Here is a 24,544-nt window from a genome sequence, read left to right on the forward strand (position 1 = left end):
TTCCCGGGGCCGTTCCCATTTCATTCAGCCGGGGGAGTGTGCAATGACCGGGGCAACAGGCATGACCGTGACGGCAACAGAGGCGGCGCTGCATTTGATCGGCGAGCTGAAGGCGCGGTTCGGGCCGGATCTTCTGTTTCACCAGTCCGGCGGCTGCTGCGACGGGTCCGCGCCGATGTGCTTTCAGCAGGGCGACTACATCGTCGGCGGCAGCGATGTGCTGGTGGGGGAGATCGGCGGGGTGCCGTTTTACATGAATGCCGATCAGCACGCGCGCTGGCAGCACACCAATCTGGTGATCGACGCGATTGACGGCATCGGTGGAATGTTCTCGCTGGAAAACGGCAGCGGCAAGCGGTTCCTGACCCGTTCCGACGTGTGCCTGCGCTGAGGCGCGCCGCGCCTTGGTCAGGACAGCGCGCGCTCCAGGAAGCCGCGCAGTTCGCCGGTGTCGATCGGCTTGTGCAGCAGCGCCGCGTTCAGCCCGGCGCAGGCCGCCGCCAGATCCGGTGAGCGGTTGGCGGTCACCAGGCAGGCCGGAACCGGGCCGTGCTGCGCCCGGAGCGCAGCAATCGCATCGGTTCCCAGCGCGCCGTCGTCCAGCTGGTAATCGGCGATGATCGCATCCGGGCCGATGTCGATTTCCTGCAGCAGCGCAAGGGCGTCGGCGCAGCTGGCGCAGGGCAGCACGTTCAGCCCCCAGCTGTCGAGCGTGATCTCCAGCGCTGCCCTGAGGCCGGCGTCGTTCTCGATCAGCACCACGATCCGGTTTTCGAACGGGACCGCGGCGCCGGTGCCGGGGCCGGGCAGCGGCGATGGCGCGCGCGTAACCGTGCTCAGCGGCAGCTCCACCGAAAAGCAGGTGCCGCGGCCGACCTCCGAGGTGAGGTTCAGCGGATGTTCCAGCAGCCGGCAGGCCCGCTCGACAATGGCGAGACCCAGCCCCATGCCGTCCGACGGGCTGGCCTTGGCGTTGAGCCGCTGAAACTCCTGGAACACCCTGTCCTGATGCTCCGGCGGGATGCCGGGGCCGGTGTCGCGGACTTCGAGCAGCACCCGGCCGCGGCGTTGCCGCACCCCGATCAGGACCTTGCCGCTGGTGGTGTAGCGCACCGCGTTGGAGGCGAGATTCTGCAGGATTCGGCGCAGGTAGGCGGCGTCGCTTTCCACCACCGCGCCGCTGCGCACGACCCGGAATTCCAGCCCCTTGAGCCGGGCGACAGGTTCCAGTTCGTCCTTCAGCTGGTCCAGCATGCCGCCCAGGCTGATGGCGGTCCGGTCGATTGCCGCCAGGCCGGAGTCGAGCTTGGAAATGTCCAATAGGGCGCCGAGGATGCGCTCGACCGCGACCAGCGCGTTGCCGGCCTTGGCCGCCCGGTCCCTGAAGCCCGCATCCTGCAGGTCGTCCTCCAGCGAGCCGACATAGAGCTTGGCGGCGGACAGCGGCTGCAGCAGGTCGTGGCTGGCGGCGGCGACGAACCGCGACTTGGAGGCATTGGCGCGCTCCGCCTCCGACAGCGCGTCCTCCAGCTCCAGCGTCCGTTCGGCCACCCGCTGCTCCAGCGTTTCGTTGACCTGGGAAATGGTGCGGACCGCGGCGCGTTCAGCGGTGACATCGGTAAAGCTGATGACAAAGCCCTTGTCCGGCATCTGCTGCGCAAAGACCGCCAGGATTCGGTCGCGGCCCAGTCCGATCTCGAACGACAGGGGTGCCCGCTTGGCGGTGCTGGCCACCCAGGCCTCGACCTCTTCCGGCCGGGTGCCGCCGAGCAGGCGGATGCTGTCCGCTGCCTGGCGGTAGAGGGTGGCGAAATACATGCCCAGCTGGAACTTGCCCGCAGGCATCGACAAGAGCTCTCCGGCGCGGCGGTTCCAGCCGACCAGGCGGTTCTGGGCGTCAAAGATGCAGACCCCCTGGTCGAGATGCTCCAGCGTTGCCTTGATCACCCGCGACTGGTCGTCGAGCAGCCGCTCGCGCTCCTGCCGCTCCAGCCGCATCATGTCGGTGATATCGGTCTGCAGGATTACGGTGCCGCCGTCCGGGGTGCGGTGCTCGCTGACCTGCAGCCAGCTGTTGCCGGCCATCATCACGTTGAACACCGCGTGATCGTCCTTATGGCGGGCGATCCGGTAGGCCTCCCAGTCGGCGGCGGTCTCCCCCTCCGGCAGCGCCAGATGGGCGCTGGTTGCCACCAGGTTCACGTAATCGGCGAATTTCAGCCCCGGCCGCAGCAGATGGTAGATATCGGCCATGTGCTTGCCGAACCGGGTGTTGCACATGACCAGCACGTCCTGTGCGTCAAACAGCGCAAAGCCTTCCTGCACCGTCTCGATCGCATTGGCCAGGTTGGCGCGGGCGGCCTCGGTCTCGGCATTGGCCAGCGCCAGCCGGGCGTTCGACTCGTTGAGCAGGTCCAGCGCGTGCTCCAGCTCGCGGGTGCGCAGACGCACCTCCTCCTCAAGCATCACCGCGCGCTGGAACTGGGCGTAGGCCTCGCCGGAGGCTTCCGAGCTCTGCTCGGCCCGGCGCATCAGGGTCTCGACGATCTTCAGCAGCTTCTGGTTCTGCCGCTCCGGCGGGTCGCGGGGGTCGATCAGCTCATGCACCATCGCTCAACCCTCGTCCGGCGGGTAGATCGCCACTCCGGTCAGGGTCTGGTTGACATGCATCGAGTTGATCTGCTCGCCATAGGTCGAAAAGCCGACCACCCTGTTGTCGCGCAGGATGCGGGAAATGTCCTGCGAGACCTGCTTCTGCTGCGCTTCCAGCCGCCTCAGGATGCAGTCGCAGGCCAGGATGATCTCGGGGCGGCGCTTGGCGCTGAGCGCGGCCATCTCGCGCTCCAGATGGGTCACCATGTCCTCCGGCTCGGCCAGGGTCAGCACCACGCCCTCGTCGATGGCGGAGAAGAACACCAGCTCGTCATTGTCGGCGACCCGCTGGATGGCGCGCACATGGTGCTGGTCGCCGAATTGCACCGCGACGGGATGCGCAGCAAAGGTGAAGGCGGTCAGCTGCTCCGGGTCCTTGCCCAGCACCCGGGCGTATTCGCGGGCGGCGGGTTCGGCATTGATCTCATGCACCACCCGGCGGGCGGGATCGGCCCCGGTCACCACCATGCGTTTCTGCGACGGGATCAGGTGGTCGGTCTTGAACACCTTGATCGGGCAGCGGCTGCGAACCTGGATCAGAATGGCGGCGTTGGAATGGGCTTGGCCGCCATGCAGCACATAGGTCTTGCCGAAGTTGGTGCCGTCGCCCGCCGAGCCGCCGAAAAAGGCCACCGGCCCCAGCCCCACCGCTAGTTGCGAGGTCAGCGCGTCCTCCTTGGTGGAGAGCCCGTCGACCAGCAGGAAGGTGAAGTCGGAGATCCAGCCGCCGGCCTCCTGTGCCATGTGGCTGCGGTTTCGGATCATCCGCTCGATCACGCTGTGCGGATCGAAGCTGCCGAGATCCTCGATCAGGATGGTGCGGGTCTGGAAATGCGACTGTGCAAAGCCGATGGCGACGATTTCGCCCTCGACATAGCCGGCTGCCGAAATCTCCCCCGCGGTGGTGCAGCCGACAACCTGCGCCGGGGCGAACCGCCGTTGCGCCTCGCCGATCAGCCGGTCAACGTCGGTGTCCGGCGACAGGAACAGCACCACCAGCGACAGGCCGTTCGGGTTCAGCGCCTGGGCCAGCTGTTCGACAGCGTCCGGCGCCCGGCAGTCGACCGAGCCGGACCGGACAACCTGCGGCTCCGCCACGGGCGCGCCTGACGGGCCATCGACAGGGTCCATCCTCTTTCTCCTCCCCAAATTCCGCCCGTCAGACTAGGCGGGCGGCGGCGCGTCTTGCAAGACGTTTGCAAAGCTCGCCTGCTTGGCGGCCAGCACCGCCTGGGTGCGGCTTTGTACCCCCAGCTTGCGCATGATGGCGGTGATATGGGCCTTGACCGTGGTCTCGGCGATCGACAGCTCGTAGGCGATCTGCTTGTTCAGCTTGCCTTCGCAGATCAGTTGCAGGATCCGGGCCTGCTGATTGGTCAGCTGCGACAGCCGCTGCAGCACGTCGTCGCTGCTGCCGGCATTGTCATCGAGCAGCACGCAGCCGTCGGGCAGGAACACCTTGCCCTGATTGATTGCTTCCACCGCCTTCTGGAACACGTCGCGCTGGCTGTGCTTGGGAATGAAACCGTTGGCGCCGGCATGGATCACCGAGCTGACGATGCGGTTGTCGGCCATAGAGGAGACCACCAGGATCGGGCAGTCCGTCACCTTGCGCAGCCGCAGCAGCCCGTCCAGCCCGTTGACGTCGGGCAGGTTCAGGTCCAGCACCACCAGGTCGATGCGGATGCCATCGGCGATCATGTCGAGCGCGGCCTGCAGGGCCGGCGCGGTGTGCATGCTGCTGATTGCGGTGACCGCCTGCAGTGTCATCGCCAGGGCGTCGCAGAACAGCGGGTGGTCATCCACCAGCAGCGCCGCGTGGAACCCTGGGGTGGTCGGCGTGTCCGTGTGTGTCGGCATATCTGCACCAGAGCTGTTGTTTTCCTGCCAGCTTAGCAAGCCGGCGGCAGCAGCGGTATACGCCTAAAGTCGCATATGGAGGACGCGCCCCCGCAGGAGGCGCGCCCGGGTTTGTTGCCTGCGGCCCGCAGCCGGGGCGGGGTCAGTCCGCCTGCGCCAGCTGGCGGGGCAGGCGGAACGTCCAGACCATGCCGCCCTGGTTCAGGTAGTTGACCTTCTTGGCGACCTCGCCGCCCCAAAGCGGCACCGCGCCGCCCCAGCCGGACACGACCGAGACATACTGCACGCCGTCCTGTTCCCAGGTGACGGGCTGGCCGACGATGCCGGAGCCGGTCTGGAACGACCACAGCTCCTCGCCGGTCTCGTCGTCAAAGGCGATGAAGCGGCCCTCGGGAGTGCCGGTGAACACCAGCCCGCCCGCGGTGGTCATCACCCCGGCCCAGAGCGGCGCGTCGTTCTTGTATTCCCACTTGATCTCGCCGGTGTCCGGGTCGATCGCCTTGAGGCTGCCGATATGGTCCTCGTAGTTCGGCTTGATGGTGAAGCCCGCACCCAGGTAGGCGGCGCCCTTCTTGTAGCTGATCGGCTCGTTCCAGATGTCCATACCCCATTCGTTCGAGGGCACATAGAAATTACCGGTGTTTTGCGAGAACGCCATCGGCATCCAGTTCTTGCCGCCCAGGAACGACGGCGAGGCAAAGATCACTTCCCCCTTGTTGCCATCGGCTGCGTCCGCCGGGTTTCCGGGGCGGTTTTCCTCGACAAAGACCGGGCGGCCGGTGTCGTCGATGCGCTCGGCCCAGGTGATGTCCTTGACGAAAGGGGTTGCGCTGACGAATTTGCCATCCTCGCGGTTCAGGACATAGAAAAAGCCGTTGCGGTCGGCGGTGGCGAAGCGCTTGTTGCCGCTGCGGTCGGTGTAGGCGACCACCTCGTTGACGCCGTCATAGTCCCAGCCCTCGCGCGGTGTGGTCTGGAAGTGCCACTTGATCTCGCCGTTGGAAGGGTCGATGCCGATGCGGCTGGCGGCATAGAGGTTGTCGCCGGCGTTGCCCTCCACCGGGGTGCCGGCGTTGCGCAGGTGGCTGTTCCAGGGCGCCGGGTTGCCGGCGCCGAAGACCAGCGTGTCGGTCTCCGCATCATAGGAGCCGCCGAGCCAGGTGGCGCCGCCGCCAATTTTCCACATGTCGCCCGGCCAGGTGGCGTTCAGGGTGCCGGTCATGGTGCTTTCTTCACCCTTGAAGGTGCCCATGTGGCCCTCGATCACCGGCCGGGTCCAGACCAGCTCGCCGGTTTCAGCGTCGCGCGCCTGCACCTCGCCGACGATGCCGAACTCGCCGCCGGAGTTGCCGGTGATCACCAACCCGTTGACGATCAGCGGCGCCGCGGTCAGCGAATAGCCGGCCTTGTAGTCGGCCACCTTCTTGCGCCACTTCACGTCGCCGGTCTTGAGGTCCAGCGCCACGATGCGGGCGTCCAGCGTGCCGAAATAGAAGGTGTCGCCATAGATCGCGCCGCCGCGGTTCACCACGTCGCAGCAGGGCAGGATGCCTTCTGGCAGCCGGGCGTCGTACTGCCAGATCTCGCGGCCGGTCTCGACGTCGATAGCATAGACCCGGCTGTAGGAACCGGTGATATACATGATGCCGTCATAGATCAGCGGCTGGGTCTCCTGGCCGCGCTGCTTTTCGCCGCCAAGGCTGAAGGCCCAGGCGGGCACCAGGTTTGCGACGTTGTCCTTGTTCAGCGTGTCCAGCGGGCTGAAGCGCTGCAGGTGGCGCCCCATCCCGTTGGTCACCACCTGGGTGGTGGTTGTCTGGTCGTTCTTGAGGTCGTCCTCGGTGACCCCGGCGTGGCTGACGCCCGCCATCATGGTCCCTGCGGCGACCGCCGTGATGAAGCGGTTCATTGGGCTCCTCCCTTTCATTGGATCATCAACAGCCACTGCCCGGTGCGGGCTGCCGGCCTGCCACAGTATCCAAGGCGCGCCGGAAGAGCGGTATTGCACAATGGTCGTAAGCGGAGGGCGGCAGGGGCAGGGGGGAAGCCCCGGCACGGCAGCGCCCGGCGCCTTGCGGCCCGGGTTTGCGGTGCAGGCCCGCGCTGCGTCTGCCCGCGGCGAGGAGCGGGGCGGTTCAGTCCTATTTCGCGGCCTTGCGGATCAGCCCGCGCGCCGGGTCGTAGCCCCAGACTGCCAGTCCCAGCCAGACCAGCCCGGATAGCAGCACCCAGGCCAGCGCGGCGGTGTTCTGCTGCTGATAAAGCGCAAAGCGGATCAGCTCGACCGCCTGGCTGAAGGGGTTCACGGCGCAGATATCGCGCAGCAGCGCCGAGCTTTCGGCCATTTTCCACAACGGGTAGAGCGCGGTGGACAGGAAGAACATCGGGAAGATCACGAAATTCATCACCCCGGCGAAATTCTCCAGCTGGCGGATCACCGAGGACAGCGCCAGCCCCAGCGCCCCCAGCATCAGCCCGGCCGGGACAAGGGCGGGCAGCAGCGCGGCATAGCCGCCCCAGCCGAAGCGGATACCGAAAATCACCGCCAGCGCCAGGAACACATAGACCTGCAGGATAGAGATCGCGGTGCTGGCGAGCAGGCGGCAGACCAGCAGCCACCAGCGCGGCAGCGGACTGGTCAGCAGCAGGCGCATCGAACCCATTTCCCGGTCATAGACCATCGACAGCGAGCTTTGCATGCCGTTGAAAAGCAGGATCATGCCGCACAGGCCGGGAACGATATAGACTTCGTAGGTGGTGTAGGTGGCGTAGGGCGGGGTGATCGACAGGCCAAGCGCGGCGCGAAAGCCCGCGGCAAAGACCACCAGCCACAGCATCGGCCGCACCAGCGCCGCGACGAAGCGGCCGCGCTGGCCAATGAACCGCAGCGCCTCGCGCTGCGTGATTGCCGCCAGGGCTGCGAGCCAGGCGGTCATGCCGCCTCTCCTGTCAGCCTGAGAAAGTGATCGGCCAGCCCGAGCCCGCCGCGCAGCTGGCGGGCCGTGCCGTCTTGCGCCAGCTTGCCGCGGTGCAAGATCAGCAACTGGTCGGCGTCTTCGATCTCGTCGGTGAGATGGGTGGCCCAGAGCACCGTCAGCCCCTTGCGCCGCGACAAGTCGTGCACATGGGCGGTGATCGCGCGCCGGGTTGCCGCGTCCAGCCCCACTGTCGGCTCGTCCAGCAGCAGCACCTTGGGATGGTGGATCAGGCTGCGGGCAATCTCCAGCCGGCGGCGGTGTCCGCCATTGAGGTCGCGCACCCGCTCACCCAGCCGGCCGGGCATCTCCAGCCGCTCCAGCGCGGCCTCGATCCGGGCCTGCGCCCTGGCGCCGCGCAGACCGTGCAGGGCGGCGAAATAGCTGAGATTGCGCTGTACCGTTAGGTCCAGGTCCAGCGTCGGCTGCTGGAACACCACCCCCATCCGGCGCAGCGCCTTGCGCGGGGCGCGGGCCATGTCGTGGCCGGCGATCTCGATCCTGCCCTGCGGCGCGGTGAACAGCCGGGTGAGCAGCGCAAACAGCGTCGACTTGCCCGCGCCGTTGGGGCCGAGCAGGGCGCAGAAGGTGCCGGGCTCAACCCGGAAGCTGACCCCGTCCAGCGCCTGCCGGGCGCCGTAGGCATAGCTCAGGTTTTCCACCCGCAGCCCGGTCATCGGATGGTGATCTCCAGCCGCTGGGTGTCGCCGGTGGAACTGGGCACCTTGAGGTGGTAATTCCCCGGTTTCAGCGCGATAAATCCGATCTCCATCTCGCCGGCCTCGTCGAATTCGATGCTGTCGAGCCCCAGCGGGCGGATCTCGAGACCCTCCACCACGATCTCGTCGATCCAGATGGCGCGGAAGAACTCCGCCCCCGTCAGCGCCAGTTCCTGGCTGCCGTCGCCCTGGATCTCGAACTCGTAATACGTGCCGGAGTTCAGTACCCAAGGCGCATCGGCCAGCGGCATTCCCGCCGACAGGGTGATGGGCGGCAGGTCCTCCTTGTTGGCGGCGGACAACAGCCCGGCAAGGCCGAAGTCGGCCTTGCCCGGATCATCATCGTCAGCGGCCAGGGCGGCGGCCGGCAGCGCCAGGCACAGCGCCGTGGCGAAAAGGCAGGTTTTCAGCATCGGGAATCCTCCTGTCAGGATGCGCCGCGCCGCCGGGGCGCGGCAAGTCTCAGGGGCGCAGCGCCGCGCCCCAGGGAAATCGGCCGACCTTGATCGACTTCAGCGCCTGGCGCTTGGCGGTGTCGATCACGGTCACATCTCCGGACACGCCGTTGGTGGTGAACAGCAGCGACTTGTCGGGGGAAAACGCCATGTGCCAGACCCGGCGGCCGACAAGGATGTAATCCTCCACTTCCAGCGTCTGGGTATTGACCACCGCCACATGGTTGGACGGCCCCAGCGCCACAAAAGCGGTCTGTTCATCTTCAGTGAAGGCAAACCCCACCGGCTGCACCCGGTCGGGATGCACGCCCTTGACATCAAAGGTTATCTTGCCGGTCTCGGCCTGAGTGGCGGTGTCGAAGACGGTGATGGTGCCGCCGATTTCGGAGGAGACCCACAGCGCGCTGCCGCCGGCGGTGAATTCTGCGTGGCGGGGGCGGGCGTCGACCAGGGTGTTGGCAAACAGCTGTTGCGTCTGCGTGTCGATCCAATGCGCCATGTTGGTGGTCTCGGAGGTGGTGATGGCGATCCGGCCATCGGGCGAGACCGCCATGCCCTCGGGCTCGATCCCGACATTGATCTGGGCAACCACCTTGCGGGTTTCCGTGTCCACCACCGTGGTCACGGCGTCGTCCTCGTTGGCGATGTAGAGATGCCGGTCGTTGGGATGCAGCACGAATTGCTCGGGATCCTCGCCGGAGGGAAGGTCGTGCAGGATCTTGCCGGTGGCGGCATCCAGAACCTGGACCGTGTCACTGTCGGAGGCGCAGACATAGACCCGCGAGAAATCCTTGGAGAAGGTGATGCCGCGCGGCCGCTCCCCCGTTGCGATGGTGCGGACCACCTCAAGCGTGGCGATGTCGATCACGCTGATGGTATCGTCCTTTTCGTTGGTCACCCAGATTTCCGCGGCGACAAGGGGCGCCGCCGGGGCCAGCAGCGCCGAGAGGGCGAGGGCGGCAAGGGATTTTGCAGCATGGGTCATTGGAAGGCTCCGCAGCGGCTTTCGGGCGCATCAAGGCCCAGGGTGTCGAGTTCGCTGTGCTGGTGCAGGAAGCCGGGCAGAGGCGCCTGCGCCGCCAGCGCGCGGGGGGTGGCAAGCGGGATCGGCTGGCGCAGCTGGCCGTTCCAGCTGCGGTAGCTGAGCGGGCGGCCCTTGAAGCCGGCCAGCTCGAATGCGTCCGACAGCAGGTAGCTGCGCAGGACGCCCGCGTCGGCCGAGCCGGTGCGGGTCACCGCCTCGCCGATGCTGCGCACCGCGGCCCAGGCGGCATAGTCCCGCGCCAGCATCTTGCGCCCGGCAAGCTCCTGGAACCGCGACTGCAGCTGCGCGGCGCCCCATTGCTCGACCACCGGCGCCCACGCGGCGGGCACCAGGCCCTCGGATCCGGCAACCGGCCGCGGCAGCCAGGTGTTGTAGGGCAGGTAGCGGGCGAAATCCTGCAGCTCGTCAGCGACCAGAAGCAGATCGTGACGGCCCAGGCCCTGTGACATGAGCGGCACCTCCTGGGCGGCGTTACGGCGCATGTCGGCGCCATAGTCCCAGGTCCTTTCGGCGGTGATTTCCAGCCCGAATTTGGCGGCGCTCTGGCGCAGGGCACCGGCAAAAGCCTGGTCCTGCGCGTGCTTTCCGGCGATCAGTGCCAGCCCGGTCCAGCGCCTGGAGAGCGCAAACTGCATCAGCGCATCGCTCCGCATTAGGTCAGAGGGCAGGGTATGCAAAAGGTTGCGGCGGCAGTCGCCGCTGCGCAGGCCGGTGTCCGGGCTGGCGGCGTTGAACAGCAGCGCCTCCTGCGCCTCTGGCAGGGCGGCGGCGGCCAGCAGCGCCGGCTTGGGCGCATCCAGGATCAGCAGCGCGCTGCGTGTCAGCGCCGCCCGCGCCGCTGCGGCAAAATCGCCGCCAGGCGGCACCGCCACCGCCTCCAGGCTGTAGCTGTGGCCAAGGAAGCTTCCGGTGGTCCGGTTGTCCGCCAGCCCCAGCCGGGCGCCGGTCTCGCCCAGGTCCGCAGGCGGCGGGTCGAGATTGGAGAGGGTGGGGGGCTGCTGCTCCTGCTGTTTCAAGTAGATGACCGGCACCTCGAGCCCGGCGGCCGCGGCAAACGCGGCGGGGCAGAGGGCCATCAGGAGTGTGATCAGAAAGCGCATCGGGGCACCCGGTTCTGGCTGCATGGGCCGAGCGTACTGCCGCCCACAGCCCCGCGGCCATTGGACCAAGGTCGTAGGCCGCCGGGGCCGGTGGCCGACTTAAGTCGCGTATCGGGGCAGGGCCCGGGCTGGCTATGGTTGCGGCAAGCTCAAACTTACGGGAGGAACTCATGTTCAAATTGCCTCTTGCGGCCCTCGGGCTCGCGGCTCTTGCTACAACGGCGCAGGCCCACGGAGACGTCGCGCCGCAGCCTGTGAATACCGATGCCCTGCCCGATGTGGGCGAGGAGTGGCTGACCGAAAACCCCTATCGCGGCCAGCAGGCGGAAGTCTGGCAGGCGGCGATCGACATCGGCGGCAGCGGCTACAACCAGAACTGCGCCCGCTGCCACGGGCTGGGCGGCGTCTCTGGCGGGCTGGCCCCCGATCTGCGCTACCTGGAGGCAGAGGAAATGGGCGACGAATGGTTCGTGGAACGGTTCCGCACCGGCTACACCCAGAACGGCATCACCAAGATGCCGGCCTTCGGTGAACTGCTGGGCCAGAAGGCCGCCTGGGCGATCCGCACCTATTTGGAAACCCGGCCCGATGACGGCGCGCTGGACGAGGCCACCGGCCGGCTGCTGGAAATCCGCGACGAGCTGACCGCCCTGGCCGGCGGCAGCGGCGGGGATGGCGCGGCGCTGCAGGCGGAGCTGTCGGAGATTGCGCAAGGGGTCGAAACCGGGTCCGGCGCGCCGGTAGCCGACAGCGCGGCCTACCGGGCGGCCAGCCTGATCGGCGGCGCGCAGCCGGACTTTGCCGGTGCCGCGGAGGCCCTGACCGTCGGCCTTTCGGCGGCGCACTGACACGGAGGGGCGCGGCATATGAGACAGCAACTGGCCGGGCTGCTTGCGATTGCCGCGCTGGCCTGTGGCTGGGTGCAGGACGTGCAGGCCCGATGTGCGGATCATGTGCCGCAGCCCAAACCGCAGAACACCGCGCGCGATATCGTCGGGCAGGATCTTGAGACTATCCTCGAACGCGGCTTCATCACCTTTGCGGCCTACGAGGATTTTCCCCCTTGGTCCTATGAGGAGGCGGGCCGCATCAAAGGCGCCGACATTGATCTGGCCCGGTTGATTGCGGCGGAGCTGGGGGTCGAGCCCCGGTTTACCCTGGTTGCGGCGGGCGAGACGCTGGATGCGGACCTGCGCAACTGGATCTGGAAGGGGCCGGTCGTGGGCGGCAGCGTGGTCAACGTCATGCTGCATGTGCCCTATGACAGCGAATTTACCTGCCGGGTCGAACAGGTGGTGTTCACCGGCCAGTACCATGTCGAGGAGGTGGCCATCGCCTACCGCCGCGATGCCTATCCCGAAGACGCGCCGGTGCCGGCCTATTTCCGCTTCGACAGCGTCGCCGTGGAGAACGACTCGATTGCCGATTTCTACCTGTCGGCCTTTCCCGGCGGCCAGCTGAGCGGCAATATCCGCCGCTATCCGACGGCAGCAGCGGCCATGGCGGGTCTGGACCGGTCGGAAACCAAGGCCGCAATGGGGCCGCTGGCGCAGCTGGAGGCCGCGCTGACCGCGCAGACAGCCGTCCACACGCCGCCGCTGCCCGGCTTTTCCGCAGGCACCTGGACCGCCGGTGTGGCGGTGCATTTCTCCTACCGGCCGCTGGCCTATGCGGTGGAGGATGCCATTGCCGCTGGGCTGCAGGACGGCCGGATTGCCGCCATCTTCGCGGCCCACGGCCTGAGCCACCGACCGCCGGAGCTGCGCTGATCCTGTCTACCCCAGTGTTTTCACGCTGCCATCCGGCGCCAGCAGGGTGGCACTGGCACCGCCCGGAAGGCGCGCCAGTGCGGCGGTGATTTCCTCTTTATTCATCAGGCAGAAGGCGGTGGAGGCCGCATCCGCCAGAGCCGCGCTGGCAGCCTCGGTGCTGACGGTGGCCCACTGCGGCCGGCGGTCGAGGGCAGGGTGCAGGATATGCGCGGCACCCCGCAGTTGCAGGGCACCGGGGCTGGAGGTGGCGATGGCGCCACCGGTCAGGCTGCGGGCGGCAAAGACGCCGCGCGCCGGGTCGGCCAGGCCGATACGGAACGGGCCGCCAAGTGCCGCAAACTCCCCGGCATTGACCAGAACCCGATCCAGCCCCAGGCGGTTAAGTGCTGCGCGGACCATGTCGGTGGCAAAGCCCTGGGCAATGCCATTGAAGGTCAGCGCCTGGCCCGGTGCCAGCCGGATCGCCTGTTCTGTCACGGACAACTTGTGCCAGCCGGTGAGGCGGGCAGCCCTGCTGATGCCGTCTCCGCGCGCAAGGGCCTGCCACAGCGGCTGCACTGTGGGGTCGAATACGCCTGCCGTTGCAGCGTGCACCTGGGTGCAGAGCCGGGCCAGATGCAAAAACGGCGGCGGCGGGTTTTTCAGAACCCCGGTCCGGTTCAGCCGGGACAGGGCAGACGCCGGATCATAAAGGCTGAACAGCTGTTCGGCCTGCCGCAGCTGCGACAGCGCGGCAGCAATTGCCCGGTCTGCCAGGCGCGGCGGCGCGTGGATAGTCAGGTGCGCCTCCGCGCCGAGGGCAAACCCGTACCAGGTAACGGGCGTGGCCCGCGCCGCCGACGCCGCGGCGCCAAGCGCGGCGGCAGAGATTGCCAGGAACCGGCGGCGGGTCAGTTGTGCGCTCATTTCGCGGCCTCCAGATGTTGTTTCCGGCGCGCCGCCAGGATCAGCGGCACGCAGCGGGCCGGATCGTCGTGGATCGACACGCAGTCGAGGCAGCCGAAGCATTCGTCATAGTGGACCGCGCCGGATGGCCCGATCGCGCCATAGGCGCATTTCATCCGGCACAGCTGGCAGGGGCTGCCGCAAGCGGCGCGCCGAGCAATCCAGTTGCGCTGCCGCAGCAGCCCGCCTGCCGCCATGGCCGCGCCCAGCGGGCACAGATAGCGGCAAAAGGGCTTGAACAGCACCAGCCCTGCCGCCAGCCAGAAGACCGCATAGGCGGTGAAATACCACTCACGCAGGAAATAGGTGGTGATTGCGGTCTTGAAGGGTTCGACCTCGGCCGCGGTGTCCGCATGTTCCGGCGCCAGGAAAACCAGCGATACCAGCCCGGCCAGCACCCCGTACTTGAGGTATCTGAGCCGCCCGTCCCAGGCCGGCGGAAGGGCGGTCCGCGGCAGACCCAGCCTGCGGCCAAGATGGTGCGCGAATTCCTGCAGCGCGCCGAACGGGCACAGCCAGCCGCAGAACAGGGCCCGCCCCCACAGGACAAGCCCGAGGATGGCAAAGCCCCAGAGCAGCAGCGAAAACGGGTCATAGGCAAGAAAGGCAAAGCTGCCGCCCTCGGCCGCGGCGCGCAAAACGCCCAGAACGGTGACGATGGACAGCTGGCCCTGGCCCCACCAGCCGGCAAACAGGGTGACAGCTGCCAGCACTGCGAGCCGCAGCGGGGTCAGTGTCTTGCGGGTGGCGAACCGGTCCTGGGCCAGCAGCAGCGCGGCGGTCAGCGCGGTGAGCAGCAGCGTCAGCAGGATCAGGTCGGTGCTGCGGCTGCGCAGCGCTGCCAGCCAGGGCTGCACCGGCGCCGGTGCCTCATCCCGCAGGAAAAACCGTTCGGGAGTCCGGTGCGTGACAGGAAATTCCACGGTGCCGGTTTCAGGCTGGAACATGCCGTGCGCGCGCACCACCTGGGCGTGCAGGGTCCACTCCCGGGCCGGGTCAAAGCCGAGGCGCCGGTCGGCCCGCAGGATCATCGCCGTGCCTTCGTGCAAGTGGGCGGGCAGATCCGGCGACAGTTCCACCAGCAGGTCGCTGTCCCGCAGCGCTACCGGTAGGCCGTTCTGGGTTGCAAACACCCTGTCCGGCGCGGTGTTCCGGATGAAATCCGGACTGACCAGTTCGTGGCGGCCGGTCTCAATTAGCAAGAGCGGCTCATCATCGGGGGAAATCGCCTGGAAATCCTGCAGCTCGTTGAAACCGTCGGGCGAGAGTGCTGCCTGCGCAATTGACGGCGGGCCGAGATCGACAATCCAGAGATCCAGATAGGGTGCCTCGGGGTGCTGCTGGGCCTCTGGATCGTCACCGGCCCAGAGGGTGCCGGCAAAGGCCGCGTCAACCTCTGCATTGGAGACGGTGGTGCGGGTGGCCAGCTCCTGATCCACCAGCGCCGCCCAGTCCAGCTGCTCGCTGTGGTCCGGGTCCGGCCGGGCCGGGAGGGCGGCGATGATGCCGTGCATCTTCTCCCGCGCGACCGTCAGCGCCGCGGCCATCACCGAGTCATGCGCGATCCGCACCGACGCGGTCGCCTTGCTCACCCCGTCGAGATAGACCAGCGATGAGCCTGAAGCCGTCTCGCCATAGGGGGTGCTGACGGTAATCGCCGAAAAGACCGACAGGCCGGGATACTGCTCGAAGAACCTGTGGAACGGGGCCGGGCCAAGCCCGGAGACAAAGACCGGCTCGTTATGGCTGATCAGCTGGACGTCCAGAAAATTGCCGTCCAGGTCCAGAAGCACCAGCACGTTGACCGGCGCGCCGGAAAACCCAGGCAGGGGGGCCAGGGATTCGGTTTCAAAGGCATAGCCCGCCTCCGCCCCGCCGGAGTTGAGCAGTGTATAGACGCCCTTGCCGTTCACCGGCTCCCCCAAGGAGAACGGCGGCATGATCAGGGCGCTGATTTCCTCGCGCGACAATGGTGACGCCGCCTGCGCGCTGGCCGCAAACAGCCAGGCCTGAAGCCAGAGTATGAACCAGGATACGCGCATGGCTGGCAGTCTGCCGGGCATATACGTCCCGTGCCATTGGACCAAAGTCTGAGGCCGTCCCTACGACCAAAGGCCAATACCGGGGCCAGGGGCGGGCAGCTAGGCTGAAGGGATCAAAGCCAGCAAAGGAGGATGCAATGGCCTGGTCTGCACCGAAACTGAAAGAAATCAACTGCGGCATGGAAATCAACATGTACTCCCCGTCCGAGGACGAAGGCCGCGAATACGAACCCGATCTGTTCTGATCGCGAAAAAGGAAAACGGCCATGCGGTTTCTGGTTCTTGGTGCAGCAGCGGGCGGCGGCCTGCCGCAATGGAATTGCGGCTGCCGGAACTGCCGGGACGCGCGTCTCGGCAGGATCGCTTCTGCCACCCAGTCTTCGCTAGCCGTGACACTGGACGGGCAGAACTGGGCGGTTCTGAACACCTCTCCTGACATCCGTGTTCAGCTGCAGAACTGCCCGTCCATGCACCCGCAGTCGCTGCGCCACAGCCCGCTGCGCGCGGTGCTGCTGACCAATGGCGACATTGACCACATCGCGGGGCTGCTGTCCTTGCGGGAACAGTCGCCTTTCAGCCTGTTCGCCACGGCGGGGCTGCTGGAGTTGCTGTCGGCGAACCCGGTGTTCAACGCGCTTCCGGCGGCTGTCGGCCACCGTCCGGTGCGGCTGAGCGAGGGTTTCGAGCTGCTTCCGGGGCTGCAGGCAACGGTTTTCCCGGTACCGGGCAAGGTGCCGCTGTTCATGGAAGACGGGCGGGTGCAGACGGATGTGATGGGAGAACAGACGGTCGGCGTCCGGCTGAGCGACGGCGTCAGAACTGCCTATTACATCCCCGGCTGCTCCGGCGTGTCGGGCGGCCTGATGGAAATGCTGGCTGATGCCGATCACATCTTCTTTGACGGCACGCTCTGGCACGACAAGGAAATGATCCAGAGCGGGACGGGCAGCAAGACCGGCCAGCGGATGGGGCATATCTCCATCAGCGGACCCGAGGGCTCGATCGCCGGTTTGCGGGCCGTGGATGCGGCCAAGACGTTCATTCACATCAACAACACCAACCCCGTCTGGCAGCCCGGCAGCGCCGAGCGCGCGCAGGTGCTGGCCGCCGGGTGGACAATCGCAGAGGATGGAATGGAGATCGCGCTATGAATGCACACACCCGGGACACGTCTGCGAGCGAGCCCCTGGAGGCCCGTTTGCGCGCCATCGGCGCCGCCCGTTACCACGACAAGCATCCGTTCCATCACAGGCTGCACGGCGGCGAATGCTCCCCTGACCAGGTCCGCGCCTGGGTGATCAACCGCTGGGCCTACCAGGCGGCGATTCCGATGAAGGATGCGGCCTTTCTGTCCCGCTGCGCCGATCCCGCCATGCGCAGGGCCTGGCGCAGCCGGATCGAGGACCATGACGGCGGCATCAGCGAGGGCGGCGGCATCCGCCGCTGGCTGCGGCTGGCCGAAGCGGTCGGGCTTGACCCGGATTACGTGGCCTCCGGCCGCGGGGTCTTGCCGGCCACCCAGTTCGCTGTCGATGCCTATATCCGCTATGTGCGCGACATGCCGCTGCTGCAGGCGGTGGCCTCGTCACTGACGGAACTGTTCGCACCGGCCATCCATGAGCAGCGGATCGAGGGCCTGTTGCAGCATTATGATTTCGCCAATGCCGCCAGCCTGTCCTATTTCCGCAAACGGCTGACCGAGGCGCCGAAGGACGTGAAATTCGGCCTGGCCTGGGTGCTGGAGAACGCCAGTACGCCAGAAAAGGAAGACGCCGCCTGCGCGGCGCTGATCTTCAAGACCGATGTTCTGTGGGCGCAGCTGGACGCGCTTTCGGGCGCCTATGTGGAGCCGGGACGGATCCCGCCGGGCGCATGGCAGCCGGGGGAGGGACTGGCATGACGCTGGCGCTTGCCCCCACGGACCGCCCCTTTCTGCCGCGCGGCGTGCGGCTGGCAGCGGACAAGGTGCGGGGCGGCACCGTGCTGCTCTGCCCGGAGAAAGCCATTGCGCTTGACGCCATAGGCGAGGCGATCCTGTCACGGGTGGATGGCAGCACATCGTTCGGGGACATTGTTGCCGGTCTGGCGTCAGCCTACGACGCCCCGGCAGAGCAGATCGCCGGGGATGTGCAGCGCTTTCTGACGGGCTTGCGGGCCCGCATGTATCTGGCGGTGCGGCCATGACCGTGCCGCCGCCCATCGCGATGCTGGCCGAGCTTACCCACCGCTGCCCGCTGGCCTGCCCCTATTGCTCCAACCCGCAGAACCTGCTGGGCCGCGAGGCAGAGATGACCACCGCCGAATGGGCGGATGCCTTCCGCCAGGCCGCGGCGCTGGGCGTCCTGCAATTGCACCTGTCCGGCGGCGAGCCTGCCGCGCGCCCGGACCTGGCGGAACTCACCGCGGCGGCCCATGCCTGCGGGCTGTACACCAATCTGATCACCAGCGGCATCGGCCTGACACCCAGGCGGCTGGATGCACTGCAGGCGGCGGGGCTGGACCATATCCAGCTGTCGCTGCAGGGCAACAGCGCCGGGCTTGCCGACTGGATCAGCGGCTACAAGGGCGGGTTTGACCGCAAGATGAAGATCGCGGCAGAGATCAAGGCCAGGGAATTTCCCCTGACGCTGAACGCAGTCATGCACCGGCACAATCTGGACGATCTGGAACGCACCATCGAAATGGCTGTCGAAATGGGCGCCCGGCGGCTCGAAGTGGCCTGCGTGCAGTTCCACGGCTGGGCGTCCCGCAACCGGGCCCAGCTGCTGCCGACGCGCGCGCAGACAGAGGCCGCTAAACGCATCGTCGCAGAGGCAGAGCAGCGGCTGCGCGGTGTGCTGGCCTTCGACTTCGTGCCGCCTGACTATTATGCGGATTATCCCAAAGCCTGCATGGGCGGCTGGGGCATGGCCGGGCTGAACATTGCGCCGGACGGCACCGTGCTGCCCTGCCATGCGGCCCAGACTATCCCGCATCTGAACTTTGACAATGTCCACAGCAAACCGCTGGCGGCGATTTGGTACGAGGGCGCGGCATTCAATGCCTTTAGGGGCACAGATTGGTTGCCGCAGCCTTGCCGCAGCTGCGACCGTAGGGAAACCGATTTTGGCGGCTGCCGCTGCCAGGCGCTGGCCCTGACCGGGGATGCAGGCGCAACCGATCCCGTGTGCCGTAAATCTCCGCGGCATCAGACTGTGGTTGAGCTTCTTGAAACAGGTGGAAGCAATACTGAAACTGCTTTTTTCTACCGGAGTGCGGCCTGCTAGGCTCTGGGCCTCGGTAACGGGGACGTCCCAGTCAAGCGGTTTTTAGCAGGCAAATTGATCCGCAAAAGCGGTTTCGCCGGTTCTATTCTTGCCCGTCCCTATTTCTTCCACGGCTTTCGGTTGGGATCTTAGCGTACATGCTTCGGCCCGTGGTCTACGCATTGGCTACCAACATGATGCTAATTCGAAGTAATTCCGATGTGCCCATCTCATCGGTGTTCTTGACGGAAGCCAGCAACACTCCTGACCTCGGCATCATCGGAACCACGTCCCTGCGGGACCTCGAAGGCCTGCGATCAAGCCAGCGGAGGGTGGAGGAACCTGTGGTCAGGCCATGTTCGGCGCGGTATCCGGCTGGAATACTGTGCCATCGACCCAGATCCGATGGAGTATCACCCTGGCGCAATGTCTGCAGTTTGTCAGGGGTGGGATTCACCCCGGCCCCTTTCCTTACTTAATCTGGGGGCACCGGTTACACCTCCAGAGCAGGTTTCTTGCCTGCCCATGCCTCGCGGATGATGTCCAGATCAGCAAAATCATCCGGGTCGAGCACGGGGAGCTCCACGCCAGCCTGGAGCTGCAACCGGAAATCCCGCAGAAGACGCATTGCCACTGGGAACAGCATCATGAATACCAGCAGGTTGACCAGAGCCAGAATGCCCATCATCGGTCGGAAAAGAAGACCGACGTTGCCCCGGGTGCCACTGCGCCGAGGAAAACGATGCCCATAATCGCGAAATGGAGCACTGTGACCGCAGCGGAGTTTCCCGAAAGAACGGTCATCGCGTTTTCACCCAGATAATAGTTGTGGATGATCGATGAAAATGCGGTGAGCAGAATTGCACCGGTCAGGAAATAGCTTGCCCATGTGCCCAGATGGGACACCATTGACTGCAGGGTCAGAGCGACACCGTGGATGCCTTCCGCATCCGGCACGTAGACGTCGCCGAGAAGGATGACAAAGGCAGTAAAGGGGCAGATCAGGATCGTGTCGATACCTGCGAAAGTTTCCTGCTTGAAACGGCCCCTTTGGTGAAATGCTGAACTTAAGTGATAATCAGCCTGACAATTTCTGCCGGGCGCGTCTCCAGCCGAAGCACTTTGTCGCGTATTTTCTCACTTGCCAGTCCATTGTGGCGAACGTTTCTCCTTGAACGCTGCCGGACCTTCTTGGGCGTCCTCAGAGTCTTTGATGCAATGCCACCAATGCCTGCTGGCCGCCCATGCTTCTTGCTCATTCGATTTCGCAAATTTACTGACCTGATAGAGGGCCTGCACGGCGAGCGGCGCGTTCGATGCTATTTTGCCTGCCAGCTCAATCGCTTTTGAGAACGCTTCACCATCAGGAACAAGGTGATTTATCAGACCGAGGTTTTGTGCCTCGGTCGCCGTGATGGAATCGCCTGTCAAACACATCTCCAACGCCTTTGCCGGAGGGATCACTTGGGCGAGGCGAAAGGCGCCGCCCGCTACTGGGAACAAGCCCACCTGAACCTCAGGCAAACCGAACTTTGCGGATTTGCCGGAAACGATCATGTCGCATGCCAGAGCCAGTTCGAGGCCTCCAGCAACTGCAGCGCCCTCAATTGCGGCAATCACCGGTTTACTGCGCTTGGCGTTGACAAAACCGGCAAACAGATTCTCTCCAAACAATATGCTGTCGCCCTCGCCGTCAAGGAAAGCGCCTAAGTCCATTCCGGCACAAAATACTGCTCCCGCTCCGGTCAGAACGGCAATGCGGAGTTCAGGGCTGGTTTCAAACTCCACAATGGCCTTGCGCAGGGCGTCGGCCAAACCAGTGTTGACTGAGTTTCGCTGATCCGGACGGTTTAGCGTGATGATCGCAACGGGACCAACCCGTTCCAGCAATACTAAAGGCGACAGGTTTTGCATTACAGTACTCCAAGTCAGTGCATACCTGACGCTGCTCTTTCTTTCAGAAGGTCCTTAGCGGCCAGTGAAGTTCGCATCCCGCTTCTCTAAAAGCGAAACAACGGCTTCTGCGTGGTCTTCGGTCTGGTGACACGCCCCTTGATACGCAGCCGCCAATTCAAGAACCGTATCAAGCCGTGTGTTCAGACCTTCTCGCAGCAGGCGTTTTGCCATGCGGAGCTGGCGCGGTGGATTCCGTGCGATGCGCGCAGCAAGAGCTTGTGCCTCGGGAAGCAGCTCATCGGGGTCTACTACCTTGGACACCAGGCCCCAGGAGCATGCGGTTTCCGCGTCCACCGGTTCAGCGGTGAATGTCATTTCGGCTGCCCGCGACAGCCCAACCTGACGCGGAAGAAGCCACGCGCCCCCGTCACCCGAGATCAGGCCGACGCGAACAAAGTTTTCAGCAAAAGTCGCTCGAGTGGATGCGATCCGGATGTCGCAAAGGCAGGTGGTATCGCAGCCGGCACCATAGGCGGGGCCATTGACCGCCGCGATCAAAGGAACCTCGCATTCCCACATTGCTTTGGCGACGCGCTGAATTCCGCTCCGGTAACCGTCCTTGGCATCCACTGCATCCCCGCCGAAAATCGATGACTTTTCTTTCATGTGCTTGAGGTTTCCGCCCGAAGAAAACGCCGTTCCTGCGCCGGTCACGATTGCGCAGCGCACGGTCTGGTCCCGGTTTATCCTGTGCATCGCATCAACAATCGCGTTGCAAAGGTCTGCGTCAGTCAATGCATTGCGGGTTTCCGGCATGTTGAACGTGAGCGTCACGACGTGACCCTCCTGCTCGCAGAGAAGCTTGTCAGTCACTTGTATGGCCTTTCGATTTCAGGATCATCCGCGCGTCGACGACGTCGTACCCGTCATTGCGAAGGATGACAGGGTTAAGGTCGATTTCCTTGATCTCCGGATGAGCAAGCGCCAGTTGAGAGACTTTCATCATCAGGTCTTCCAGTGCTTCTTTGTTGACTGGCAGCCCGCCCCGCACCCCGTCCAGAATCTTGCTGGACTGGATTTCTTCCACCATTTCATGTGCGTCGGCCCGGCTCATCGGCAGGGCGCGGAACGAGACATCCTTAAGCACTTCAACGAAAATGCCACCCAACCCGAACATCATGACCGGTCCGAACATAGGGTCGTGAACGACGCCAATGATGATCTCGACACCCGATCGTGCCATGGGCGCGACCAGTACCCCGTGAATGTCGGCGTCAGGATCGTATGCGCGCGCATTGGCAATGATTTCACGATAGGCCTCGCGGAGAGCCCTTTCTCCGGTCACTTTGAGCTTCACGCCCCCGGCGTCGGATTTATGCAGGATATCCTGGCTGACAACTTTCATTGCCATCGGCGCTTCCCCGAGCGTGCCAATTGCCCCTGCAAGCTCGTCCTCGGATCGGGCCAGGTACTGGCCGGGGACGTTCACGCCATAGGCCGACAGCAGTGCTTTCGCCTCGTGTTCATAAAACGCATCCCGGTTGCTGCCCGCCACCTTTGCCAGTATCGCTGTGCCTTCGGCGACTGGGCCGTCCGGCACCACCCGCGGGGACGCTGCGTTGCGCGCACGCGCTTGCGCATACCCGACCAACTCGGCAATGCAGCGTACCGCCGGCTCTGGCCAGACGAATACAGGCACGCCGGCTTCCTTCAGAACTTCGATCGGCTTGGTGCGCAAGGCGCTGTAGACACTTTGCACGATCAACGGTTTCCCGTGTTTTTCAGCAATCGCCGCCAAACGCTGAGACGTCTCAACCTCGTTGTCGAGCAGCGCCGGGTTAAAGCGAGCAGCAAACCCGCCATACATTCCGATAACCATCAGGATATCGATGTTTTCATCCGCCAGGAGAATTTCGGCGCAGGCCGCGCTGACTGAAGGGTCGTCGTCAGTGCCGCCGGCCACATCCACTGGATTGACGCAAGACGCCGCGGCCGGCAAAACGCCGCGCAGTTTCTGCGTTGTCCCGGCTGACAGGATGGCCAGTTCCACGCCTGCATCAACCAGCGCATCAACAGTAACCGTTGCATGACCGCCGCCATCGGCCAGAATTGCCACGCGCCCGCCTTTGGGCACGGGCAGCTTTGACAGGCCCTCGGCGATTGACAGAATCTTGTCGGACTGTTCCACAACAGTGGCTCCGGCTTGTTTCAGCAAGCCGCGCGTCAGCGCGAAACTGGATGCCAATGAACCGGTATGAGAGCTTGCTGCAACTTGACCTGCCTCGGTGCGTCCGGACTTGTAAATAATGACCGGCTTCTTCTGGGTCACCTGCCTGCAAGCCTCCAGAAACGCGCGGCCGTCCTGAAACCCTTCGACGTAAAAAACCGGAGCCTTGGTGTCAGCATCGTCGCCAAAATATTGCAGGTACTCTGCCAGATTCACATCCAACTGGTTGCCCACGCCGACATAGGATGAAAATCCGACCCCGCCCCGGCGTTTCGCTTCGGTCACAAACGCCAGCATCATATTGCCCGATTGGCTGCAAATGCCGATGTTTCCCGGATCCGCGTCCTGCACACCGACCATGTTCATGTTGTTGTGCAGATTGAACACGCCGTTGGTGTTCGGGCCCACGACACGCACGTTGTTCCGGCGGGCCGCCGCAAGCGTTTCTTTCGCAATTTCCGCGCCTGCGGCGCCGGTTTCGGAGAACCCGGCCGCCAGCACAACAGCGCCCGGGATATTCTTTTGCCCGCATTGATCCAGGACGCTAGGCAGGGTCTTGGCGGGAGTGCAAACTAGCACGACGTCAATGTCGCCTTCGATCTCAGTTACCGAAGTAAAAGCCTTGAGTCCCATGATCTCGGTGGCTTTTGGGTTGATAGGATATATTACGCCTTTGTACCCGTCGGCCCGCAGCCTGCGGATTGCCTGGTTGCCGCGTTTGGCGGGGTCATTCGATGCGCCGACGACCGCGATGGATTGCGCGTTGAAAATTCTGTTGAGTGCGTCGCTCATGGCTTGCTTCCTCGCTTGTTCATTTGCCTTTGAAGACCGGTGCCCGCTTCTCGGCGAATGCATCGATGCCTTCTTGCCAATCCTCCGTCAGCATGCAGGTGCGCAGCGCATCGATTTCGGTGACCAGCCGGGCGCTGTAGTCGCGGTGCGCGTCGTTCAGATGTTCTTTGGCGAAGCGCAGCGAATAAGGCGCTTTGGAGCCGATCTCCCGGGCGAATCCAGCCACGGCCGCTTCGAATTCGTCATCGGAAAAAACCCGTGTTGCCAGGCCGATTTCGGCGGCTTCAGCGCCATCAATTCTGCGGCCTGTAAAAATTAGTTCGCGCGCCTTGGCCAGCCCGATCAGGCGGGGCAGAATATCAGTCACGCCGCCGCCGACATGTGTTCCGATCGAGATCTCCGGAAAACCGATCTGCGCGCTTGCCTTCATGAGAATGAAATCAGCCGAACATGACATTTCGGCGCCGGCCCCCAGCGCGAACCCGTTGACAGCAGCGATGACAGGCTTGCCAAGCTTATAAATGCGCTCGCAAACATCATTGCCCAGCTGAAGGTATGCAAGTTTCTCCAGTTCGGTTCTGGTGCCAGCTTTATGCTCTTTCAAGTCGGCACCAACGCAAAACGCCCGGCCTTCACCCGTCAACACAACTGTGCGGACATCATCGTCCTTTTCTGCATTCTCCAAGGCGCTGAGGATCTCAGAATAAAACTCTGCAACCACCGCGTTGAGGCGGTGCGGCCGGTTGAACCGGATTTCGGCCACCGGGCCGGACTTCCGGTAGATGATGGTTTCGTATGGCATGGCGCCCTCACTCAACT

Annotated in this window: 25 protein-coding genes; 8 read left to right on the forward strand and 17 right to left on the reverse strand. The window is 64.8% G+C overall.

All coding sequences use genetic code 11. From position 1 onward, the window contains the following. The first annotated feature begins 43 nt into the window (after positions 1-43). Entirely contained in the window at positions 44-391 is a 348-nt protein-coding gene (locus tag A9D60_RS18425) for a DUF779 domain-containing protein (protein WP_217492073.1), read from the forward strand. A gap of 17 nt (positions 392-408) precedes the next feature. On the opposite strand, the gene A9D60_RS18430 is transcribed toward A9D60_RS18425, so the two are convergent. The 9 genes from A9D60_RS18430 to A9D60_RS18470 form a co-directional block, all read right to left on the reverse strand. Next, on the reverse strand, positions 409-2,610 hold the full coding sequence (locus A9D60_RS18430; RefSeq protein WP_065268942.1) for a hybrid sensor histidine kinase/response regulator: 2,202 nt from the start codon (positions 2,608-2,610) through the stop codon (positions 409-411). 3 nt (positions 2,611-2,613) lie between these two features. Continuing rightward, positions 2,614-3,783, reverse strand: a complete 1,170-nt coding sequence (locus tag A9D60_RS18435; protein WP_065268943.1) for an FIST N-terminal domain-containing protein — start codon at positions 3,781-3,783, stop codon at positions 2,614-2,616. 33 nt (positions 3,784-3,816) lie between these two features. Beyond that, on the reverse strand, positions 3,817-4,512 hold the full coding sequence (locus A9D60_RS18440) for a LuxR C-terminal-related transcriptional regulator (protein ID WP_065268944.1): 696 nt from the start codon (positions 4,510-4,512) through the stop codon (positions 3,817-3,819). A 142-nt stretch (positions 4,513-4,654) separates the two neighbouring features. Then, the gene (locus tag A9D60_RS18445; RefSeq protein ID WP_065268945.1) at positions 4,655-6,421 is read right to left on the reverse strand and encodes a PQQ-dependent methanol/ethanol family dehydrogenase; all 1,767 of its coding nucleotides are present in this window, start codon (positions 6,419-6,421) and stop codon (positions 4,655-4,657) included. Positions 6,422-6,653: 232 nt separating this feature from the next. Then, the gene (locus A9D60_RS18450) at positions 6,654-7,448 is read right to left on the reverse strand and encodes an ABC transporter permease (RefSeq protein WP_065268946.1); all 795 of its coding nucleotides are present in this window, start codon (positions 7,446-7,448) and stop codon (positions 6,654-6,656) included. After that, complete coding sequence (locus A9D60_RS18455) at positions 7,445-8,164, reverse strand: ABC transporter ATP-binding protein (protein WP_065268947.1); 720 nt, start codon at positions 8,162-8,164, stop codon at positions 7,445-7,447. The genes A9D60_RS18450 and A9D60_RS18455 overlap by 4 nt, the downstream gene beginning before the upstream one ends. Beyond that, a complete protein-coding gene (locus tag A9D60_RS18460; protein ID WP_065268948.1) occupies positions 8,161-8,619 on the reverse strand; it encodes a hypothetical protein in 459 nt (152 codons plus the stop codon). Before A9D60_RS18460 ends, A9D60_RS18455 begins: the two co-directional genes overlap by 4 nt. A 49-nt stretch (positions 8,620-8,668) precedes the next feature. After that, on the reverse strand, positions 8,669-9,646 hold the full coding sequence (locus A9D60_RS18465; RefSeq protein ID WP_065268949.1) for a YVTN family beta-propeller repeat protein: 978 nt from the start codon (positions 9,644-9,646) through the stop codon (positions 8,669-8,671). After that, complete coding sequence (locus A9D60_RS18470; protein ID WP_065268950.1) at positions 9,643-10,806, reverse strand: ABC transporter substrate-binding protein; 1,164 nt, start codon at positions 10,804-10,806, stop codon at positions 9,643-9,645. Before A9D60_RS18470 ends, A9D60_RS18465 begins: the two co-directional genes overlap by 4 nt. A 170-nt stretch (positions 10,807-10,976) precedes the next feature. On the opposite strand from A9D60_RS18470, the gene pedF reads away from it, so the two are divergent. Together pedF and A9D60_RS18480 are read left to right on the forward strand one after the other, a co-directional pair. Continuing rightward, complete coding sequence (pedF, locus tag A9D60_RS18475) at positions 10,977-11,654, forward strand: cytochrome c-550 PedF (protein ID WP_065268951.1); 678 nt, start codon at positions 10,977-10,979, stop codon at positions 11,652-11,654. Positions 11,655-11,672: 18 nt separating this feature from the next. After that, positions 11,673-12,575: a substrate-binding periplasmic protein gene (locus A9D60_RS18480; protein ID WP_141117975.1), complete on the forward strand. Its 903-nt coding sequence runs from the start codon at positions 11,673-11,675 to the stop codon at positions 12,573-12,575. A 6-nt stretch (positions 12,576-12,581) separates the two neighbouring features. Here A9D60_RS18480 and A9D60_RS18485 read toward each other — a convergent pair whose 3' ends face one another. Together A9D60_RS18485 and A9D60_RS18490 are read right to left on the reverse strand one after the other, a co-directional pair. Continuing rightward, the gene (locus tag A9D60_RS18485; RefSeq protein ID WP_065268952.1) at positions 12,582-13,484 is read right to left on the reverse strand and encodes an FAD:protein FMN transferase; all 903 of its coding nucleotides are present in this window, start codon (positions 13,482-13,484) and stop codon (positions 12,582-12,584) included. Then, entirely contained in the window at positions 13,481-15,565 is a 2,085-nt protein-coding gene (locus tag A9D60_RS18490) for a 4Fe-4S binding protein (protein ID WP_065268953.1), read from the reverse strand. The genes A9D60_RS18485 and A9D60_RS18490 overlap by 4 nt, the downstream gene beginning before the upstream one ends. A gap of 137 nt (positions 15,566-15,702) precedes the next feature. Here A9D60_RS18490 and pqqA point away from each other — a divergent pair, with 137 nt between their 5' ends. From pqqA to pqqE, 5 genes are read left to right on the forward strand one after another with little or no spacing between them, the layout of a single operon-like run. Continuing rightward, the gene (gene pqqA / locus A9D60_RS18495) at positions 15,703-15,810 is read left to right on the forward strand and encodes a pyrroloquinoline quinone precursor peptide PqqA (RefSeq protein ID WP_027236494.1); all 108 of its coding nucleotides are present in this window, start codon (positions 15,703-15,705) and stop codon (positions 15,808-15,810) included. 21 nt (positions 15,811-15,831) lie between these two features. Then, entirely contained in the window at positions 15,832-16,716 is an 885-nt protein-coding gene (gene pqqB, locus A9D60_RS18500; RefSeq protein WP_065268954.1) for a pyrroloquinoline quinone biosynthesis protein PqqB, read from the forward strand. Continuing rightward, a complete protein-coding gene (pqqC, locus tag A9D60_RS18505) occupies positions 16,713-17,465 on the forward strand; it encodes a pyrroloquinoline-quinone synthase PqqC (RefSeq protein WP_065268955.1) in 753 nt (250 codons plus the stop codon). The genes pqqB and pqqC overlap by 4 nt, the downstream gene beginning before the upstream one ends. Next, positions 17,462-17,749 carry a pyrroloquinoline quinone biosynthesis peptide chaperone PqqD gene (gene pqqD / locus A9D60_RS18510; RefSeq protein WP_065268956.1) on the forward strand — a complete coding sequence of 96 codons (288 nt, stop codon included), beginning with the start codon at positions 17,462-17,464 and terminating at the stop codon, positions 17,747-17,749. The genes pqqC and pqqD overlap by 4 nt, the downstream gene beginning before the upstream one ends. After that, complete coding sequence (gene pqqE / locus A9D60_RS18515; RefSeq protein ID WP_065268957.1) at positions 17,746-18,831, forward strand: pyrroloquinoline quinone biosynthesis protein PqqE; 1,086 nt, start codon at positions 17,746-17,748, stop codon at positions 18,829-18,831. The genes pqqD and pqqE overlap by 4 nt, the downstream gene beginning before the upstream one ends. A gap of 472 nt (positions 18,832-19,303) precedes the next feature. On the opposite strand, the gene A9D60_RS27070 is transcribed toward pqqE, so the two are convergent. The 6 genes from A9D60_RS27070 to A9D60_RS18540 all read right to left on the reverse strand — a co-directional run bounded on the left by A9D60_RS27070 (position 19,304) and on the right by A9D60_RS18540 (position 24,542). Beyond that, positions 19,304-19,498, reverse strand: coding sequence for a hypothetical protein (locus tag A9D60_RS27070; RefSeq protein WP_254656733.1), 195 nt, complete (start codon positions 19,496-19,498; stop codon positions 19,304-19,306). Beyond that, entirely contained in the window at positions 19,495-19,827 is a 333-nt protein-coding gene (locus A9D60_RS27075) for an alanine:cation symporter family protein (protein ID WP_368072355.1), read from the reverse strand. The genes A9D60_RS27070 and A9D60_RS27075 overlap by 4 nt, the downstream gene beginning before the upstream one ends. Before the next feature lie 120 nt (positions 19,828-19,947). Continuing rightward, complete coding sequence (locus A9D60_RS18525; RefSeq protein WP_065268958.1) at positions 19,948-20,724, reverse strand: crotonase/enoyl-CoA hydratase family protein; 777 nt, start codon at positions 20,722-20,724, stop codon at positions 19,948-19,950. A 54-nt stretch (positions 20,725-20,778) separates the two neighbouring features. Beyond that, on the reverse strand, positions 20,779-21,579 hold the full coding sequence (locus tag A9D60_RS18530) for a crotonase/enoyl-CoA hydratase family protein (RefSeq protein ID WP_065268959.1): 801 nt from the start codon (positions 21,577-21,579) through the stop codon (positions 20,779-20,781). Beyond that, positions 21,572-23,725: an acetate--CoA ligase family protein gene (locus tag A9D60_RS18535; RefSeq protein ID WP_065268960.1), complete on the reverse strand. Its 2,154-nt coding sequence runs from the start codon at positions 23,723-23,725 to the stop codon at positions 21,572-21,574. Before A9D60_RS18535 ends, A9D60_RS18530 begins: the two co-directional genes overlap by 8 nt. A 19-nt stretch (positions 23,726-23,744) precedes the next feature. Continuing rightward, positions 23,745-24,542 (reverse strand): enoyl-CoA hydratase/isomerase family protein, encoded by a 798-nt coding sequence (locus A9D60_RS18540; protein ID WP_254656734.1) that lies wholly within the window; start codon positions 24,540-24,542, stop codon positions 23,745-23,747. Positions 24,543-24,544: the final 2 nt, after the last annotated feature.

Origin of the sequence: Leisingera sp. JC1, assembly GCF_001679925.1 — a bacterium.
In the GTDB taxonomy this organism is placed as follows: Bacteria; Pseudomonadota; Alphaproteobacteria; order Rhodobacterales; family Rhodobacteraceae; genus Leisingera.

What these genes read in the sequence shown, in the direction of transcription:
- A9D60_RS18465 (WP_065268949.1), bottom strand. Translation starts at nt 9,646, where the DNA reads ATGACCCATGCTGCAAAATCCCTTGCCGCCCTCGCCCTCTCGGCGCTG.
- A9D60_RS18460 (WP_065268948.1), bottom strand. Translation starts at nt 8,619, where the DNA reads ATGCTGAAAACCTGCCTTTTCGCCACGGCGCTGTGCCTGGCGCTGCCG.
- A9D60_RS18485 (WP_065268952.1), bottom strand. Translation starts at nt 13,484, where the DNA reads ATGAGCGCACAACTGACCCGCCGCCGGTTCCTGGCAATCTCTGCCGCC.
- A9D60_RS18430 (WP_065268942.1), bottom strand. Translation starts at nt 2,610, where the DNA reads ATGGTGCATGAGCTGATCGACCCCCGCGACCCGCCGGAGCGGCAGAAC.
- A9D60_RS18425 (WP_217492073.1), top strand. Translation starts at nt 44, where the DNA reads ATGACCGGGGCAACAGGCATGACCGTGACGGCAACAGAGGCGGCGCTG.
- A9D60_RS18535 (WP_065268960.1), bottom strand. Translation starts at nt 23,725, where the DNA reads ATGAGCGACGCACTCAACAGAATTTTCAACGCGCAATCCATCGCGGTC.
- A9D60_RS18445 (WP_065268945.1), bottom strand. Translation starts at nt 6,421, where the DNA reads ATGAACCGCTTCATCACGGCGGTCGCCGCAGGGACCATGATGGCGGGC.
- A9D60_RS18470 (WP_065268950.1), bottom strand. Translation starts at nt 10,806, where the DNA reads ATGCGCTTTCTGATCACACTCCTGATGGCCCTCTGCCCCGCCGCGTTT.
- A9D60_RS27070 (WP_254656733.1), bottom strand. Translation starts at nt 19,498, where the DNA reads ATGATGGGCATTCTGGCTCTGGTCAACCTGCTGGTATTCATGATGCTG.
- A9D60_RS18435 (WP_065268943.1), bottom strand. Translation starts at nt 3,783, where the DNA reads ATGGACCCTGTCGATGGCCCGTCAGGCGCGCCCGTGGCGGAGCCGCAG.
- A9D60_RS18455 (WP_065268947.1), bottom strand. Translation starts at nt 8,164, where the DNA reads ATGACCGGGCTGCGGGTGGAAAACCTGAGCTATGCCTACGGCGCCCGG.
- A9D60_RS18450 (WP_065268946.1), bottom strand. Translation starts at nt 7,448, where the DNA reads ATGACCGCCTGGCTCGCAGCCCTGGCGGCAATCACGCAGCGCGAGGCG.
- A9D60_RS18480 (WP_141117975.1), top strand. Translation starts at nt 11,673, where the DNA reads ATGAGACAGCAACTGGCCGGGCTGCTTGCGATTGCCGCGCTGGCCTGT.
- pqqA (WP_027236494.1), top strand. Translation starts at nt 15,703, where the DNA reads ATGGCCTGGTCTGCACCGAAACTGAAAGAAATCAACTGCGGCATGGAA.
- pedF (WP_065268951.1), top strand. Translation starts at nt 10,977, where the DNA reads ATGTTCAAATTGCCTCTTGCGGCCCTCGGGCTCGCGGCTCTTGCTACA.
- pqqE (WP_065268957.1), top strand. Translation starts at nt 17,746, where the DNA reads ATGACCGTGCCGCCGCCCATCGCGATGCTGGCCGAGCTTACCCACCGC.
- pqqD (WP_065268956.1), top strand. Translation starts at nt 17,462, where the DNA reads ATGACGCTGGCGCTTGCCCCCACGGACCGCCCCTTTCTGCCGCGCGGC.
- A9D60_RS18440 (WP_065268944.1), bottom strand. Translation starts at nt 4,512, where the DNA reads ATGCCGACACACACGGACACGCCGACCACCCCAGGGTTCCACGCGGCG.
- pqqB (WP_065268954.1), top strand. Translation starts at nt 15,832, where the DNA reads ATGCGGTTTCTGGTTCTTGGTGCAGCAGCGGGCGGCGGCCTGCCGCAA.
- A9D60_RS18490 (WP_065268953.1), bottom strand. Translation starts at nt 15,565, where the DNA reads ATGCGCGTATCCTGGTTCATACTCTGGCTTCAGGCCTGGCTGTTTGCG.
- pqqC (WP_065268955.1), top strand. Translation starts at nt 16,713, where the DNA reads ATGAATGCACACACCCGGGACACGTCTGCGAGCGAGCCCCTGGAGGCC.
- A9D60_RS18525 (WP_065268958.1), bottom strand. Translation starts at nt 20,724, where the DNA reads ATGCAAAACCTGTCGCCTTTAGTATTGCTGGAACGGGTTGGTCCCGTT.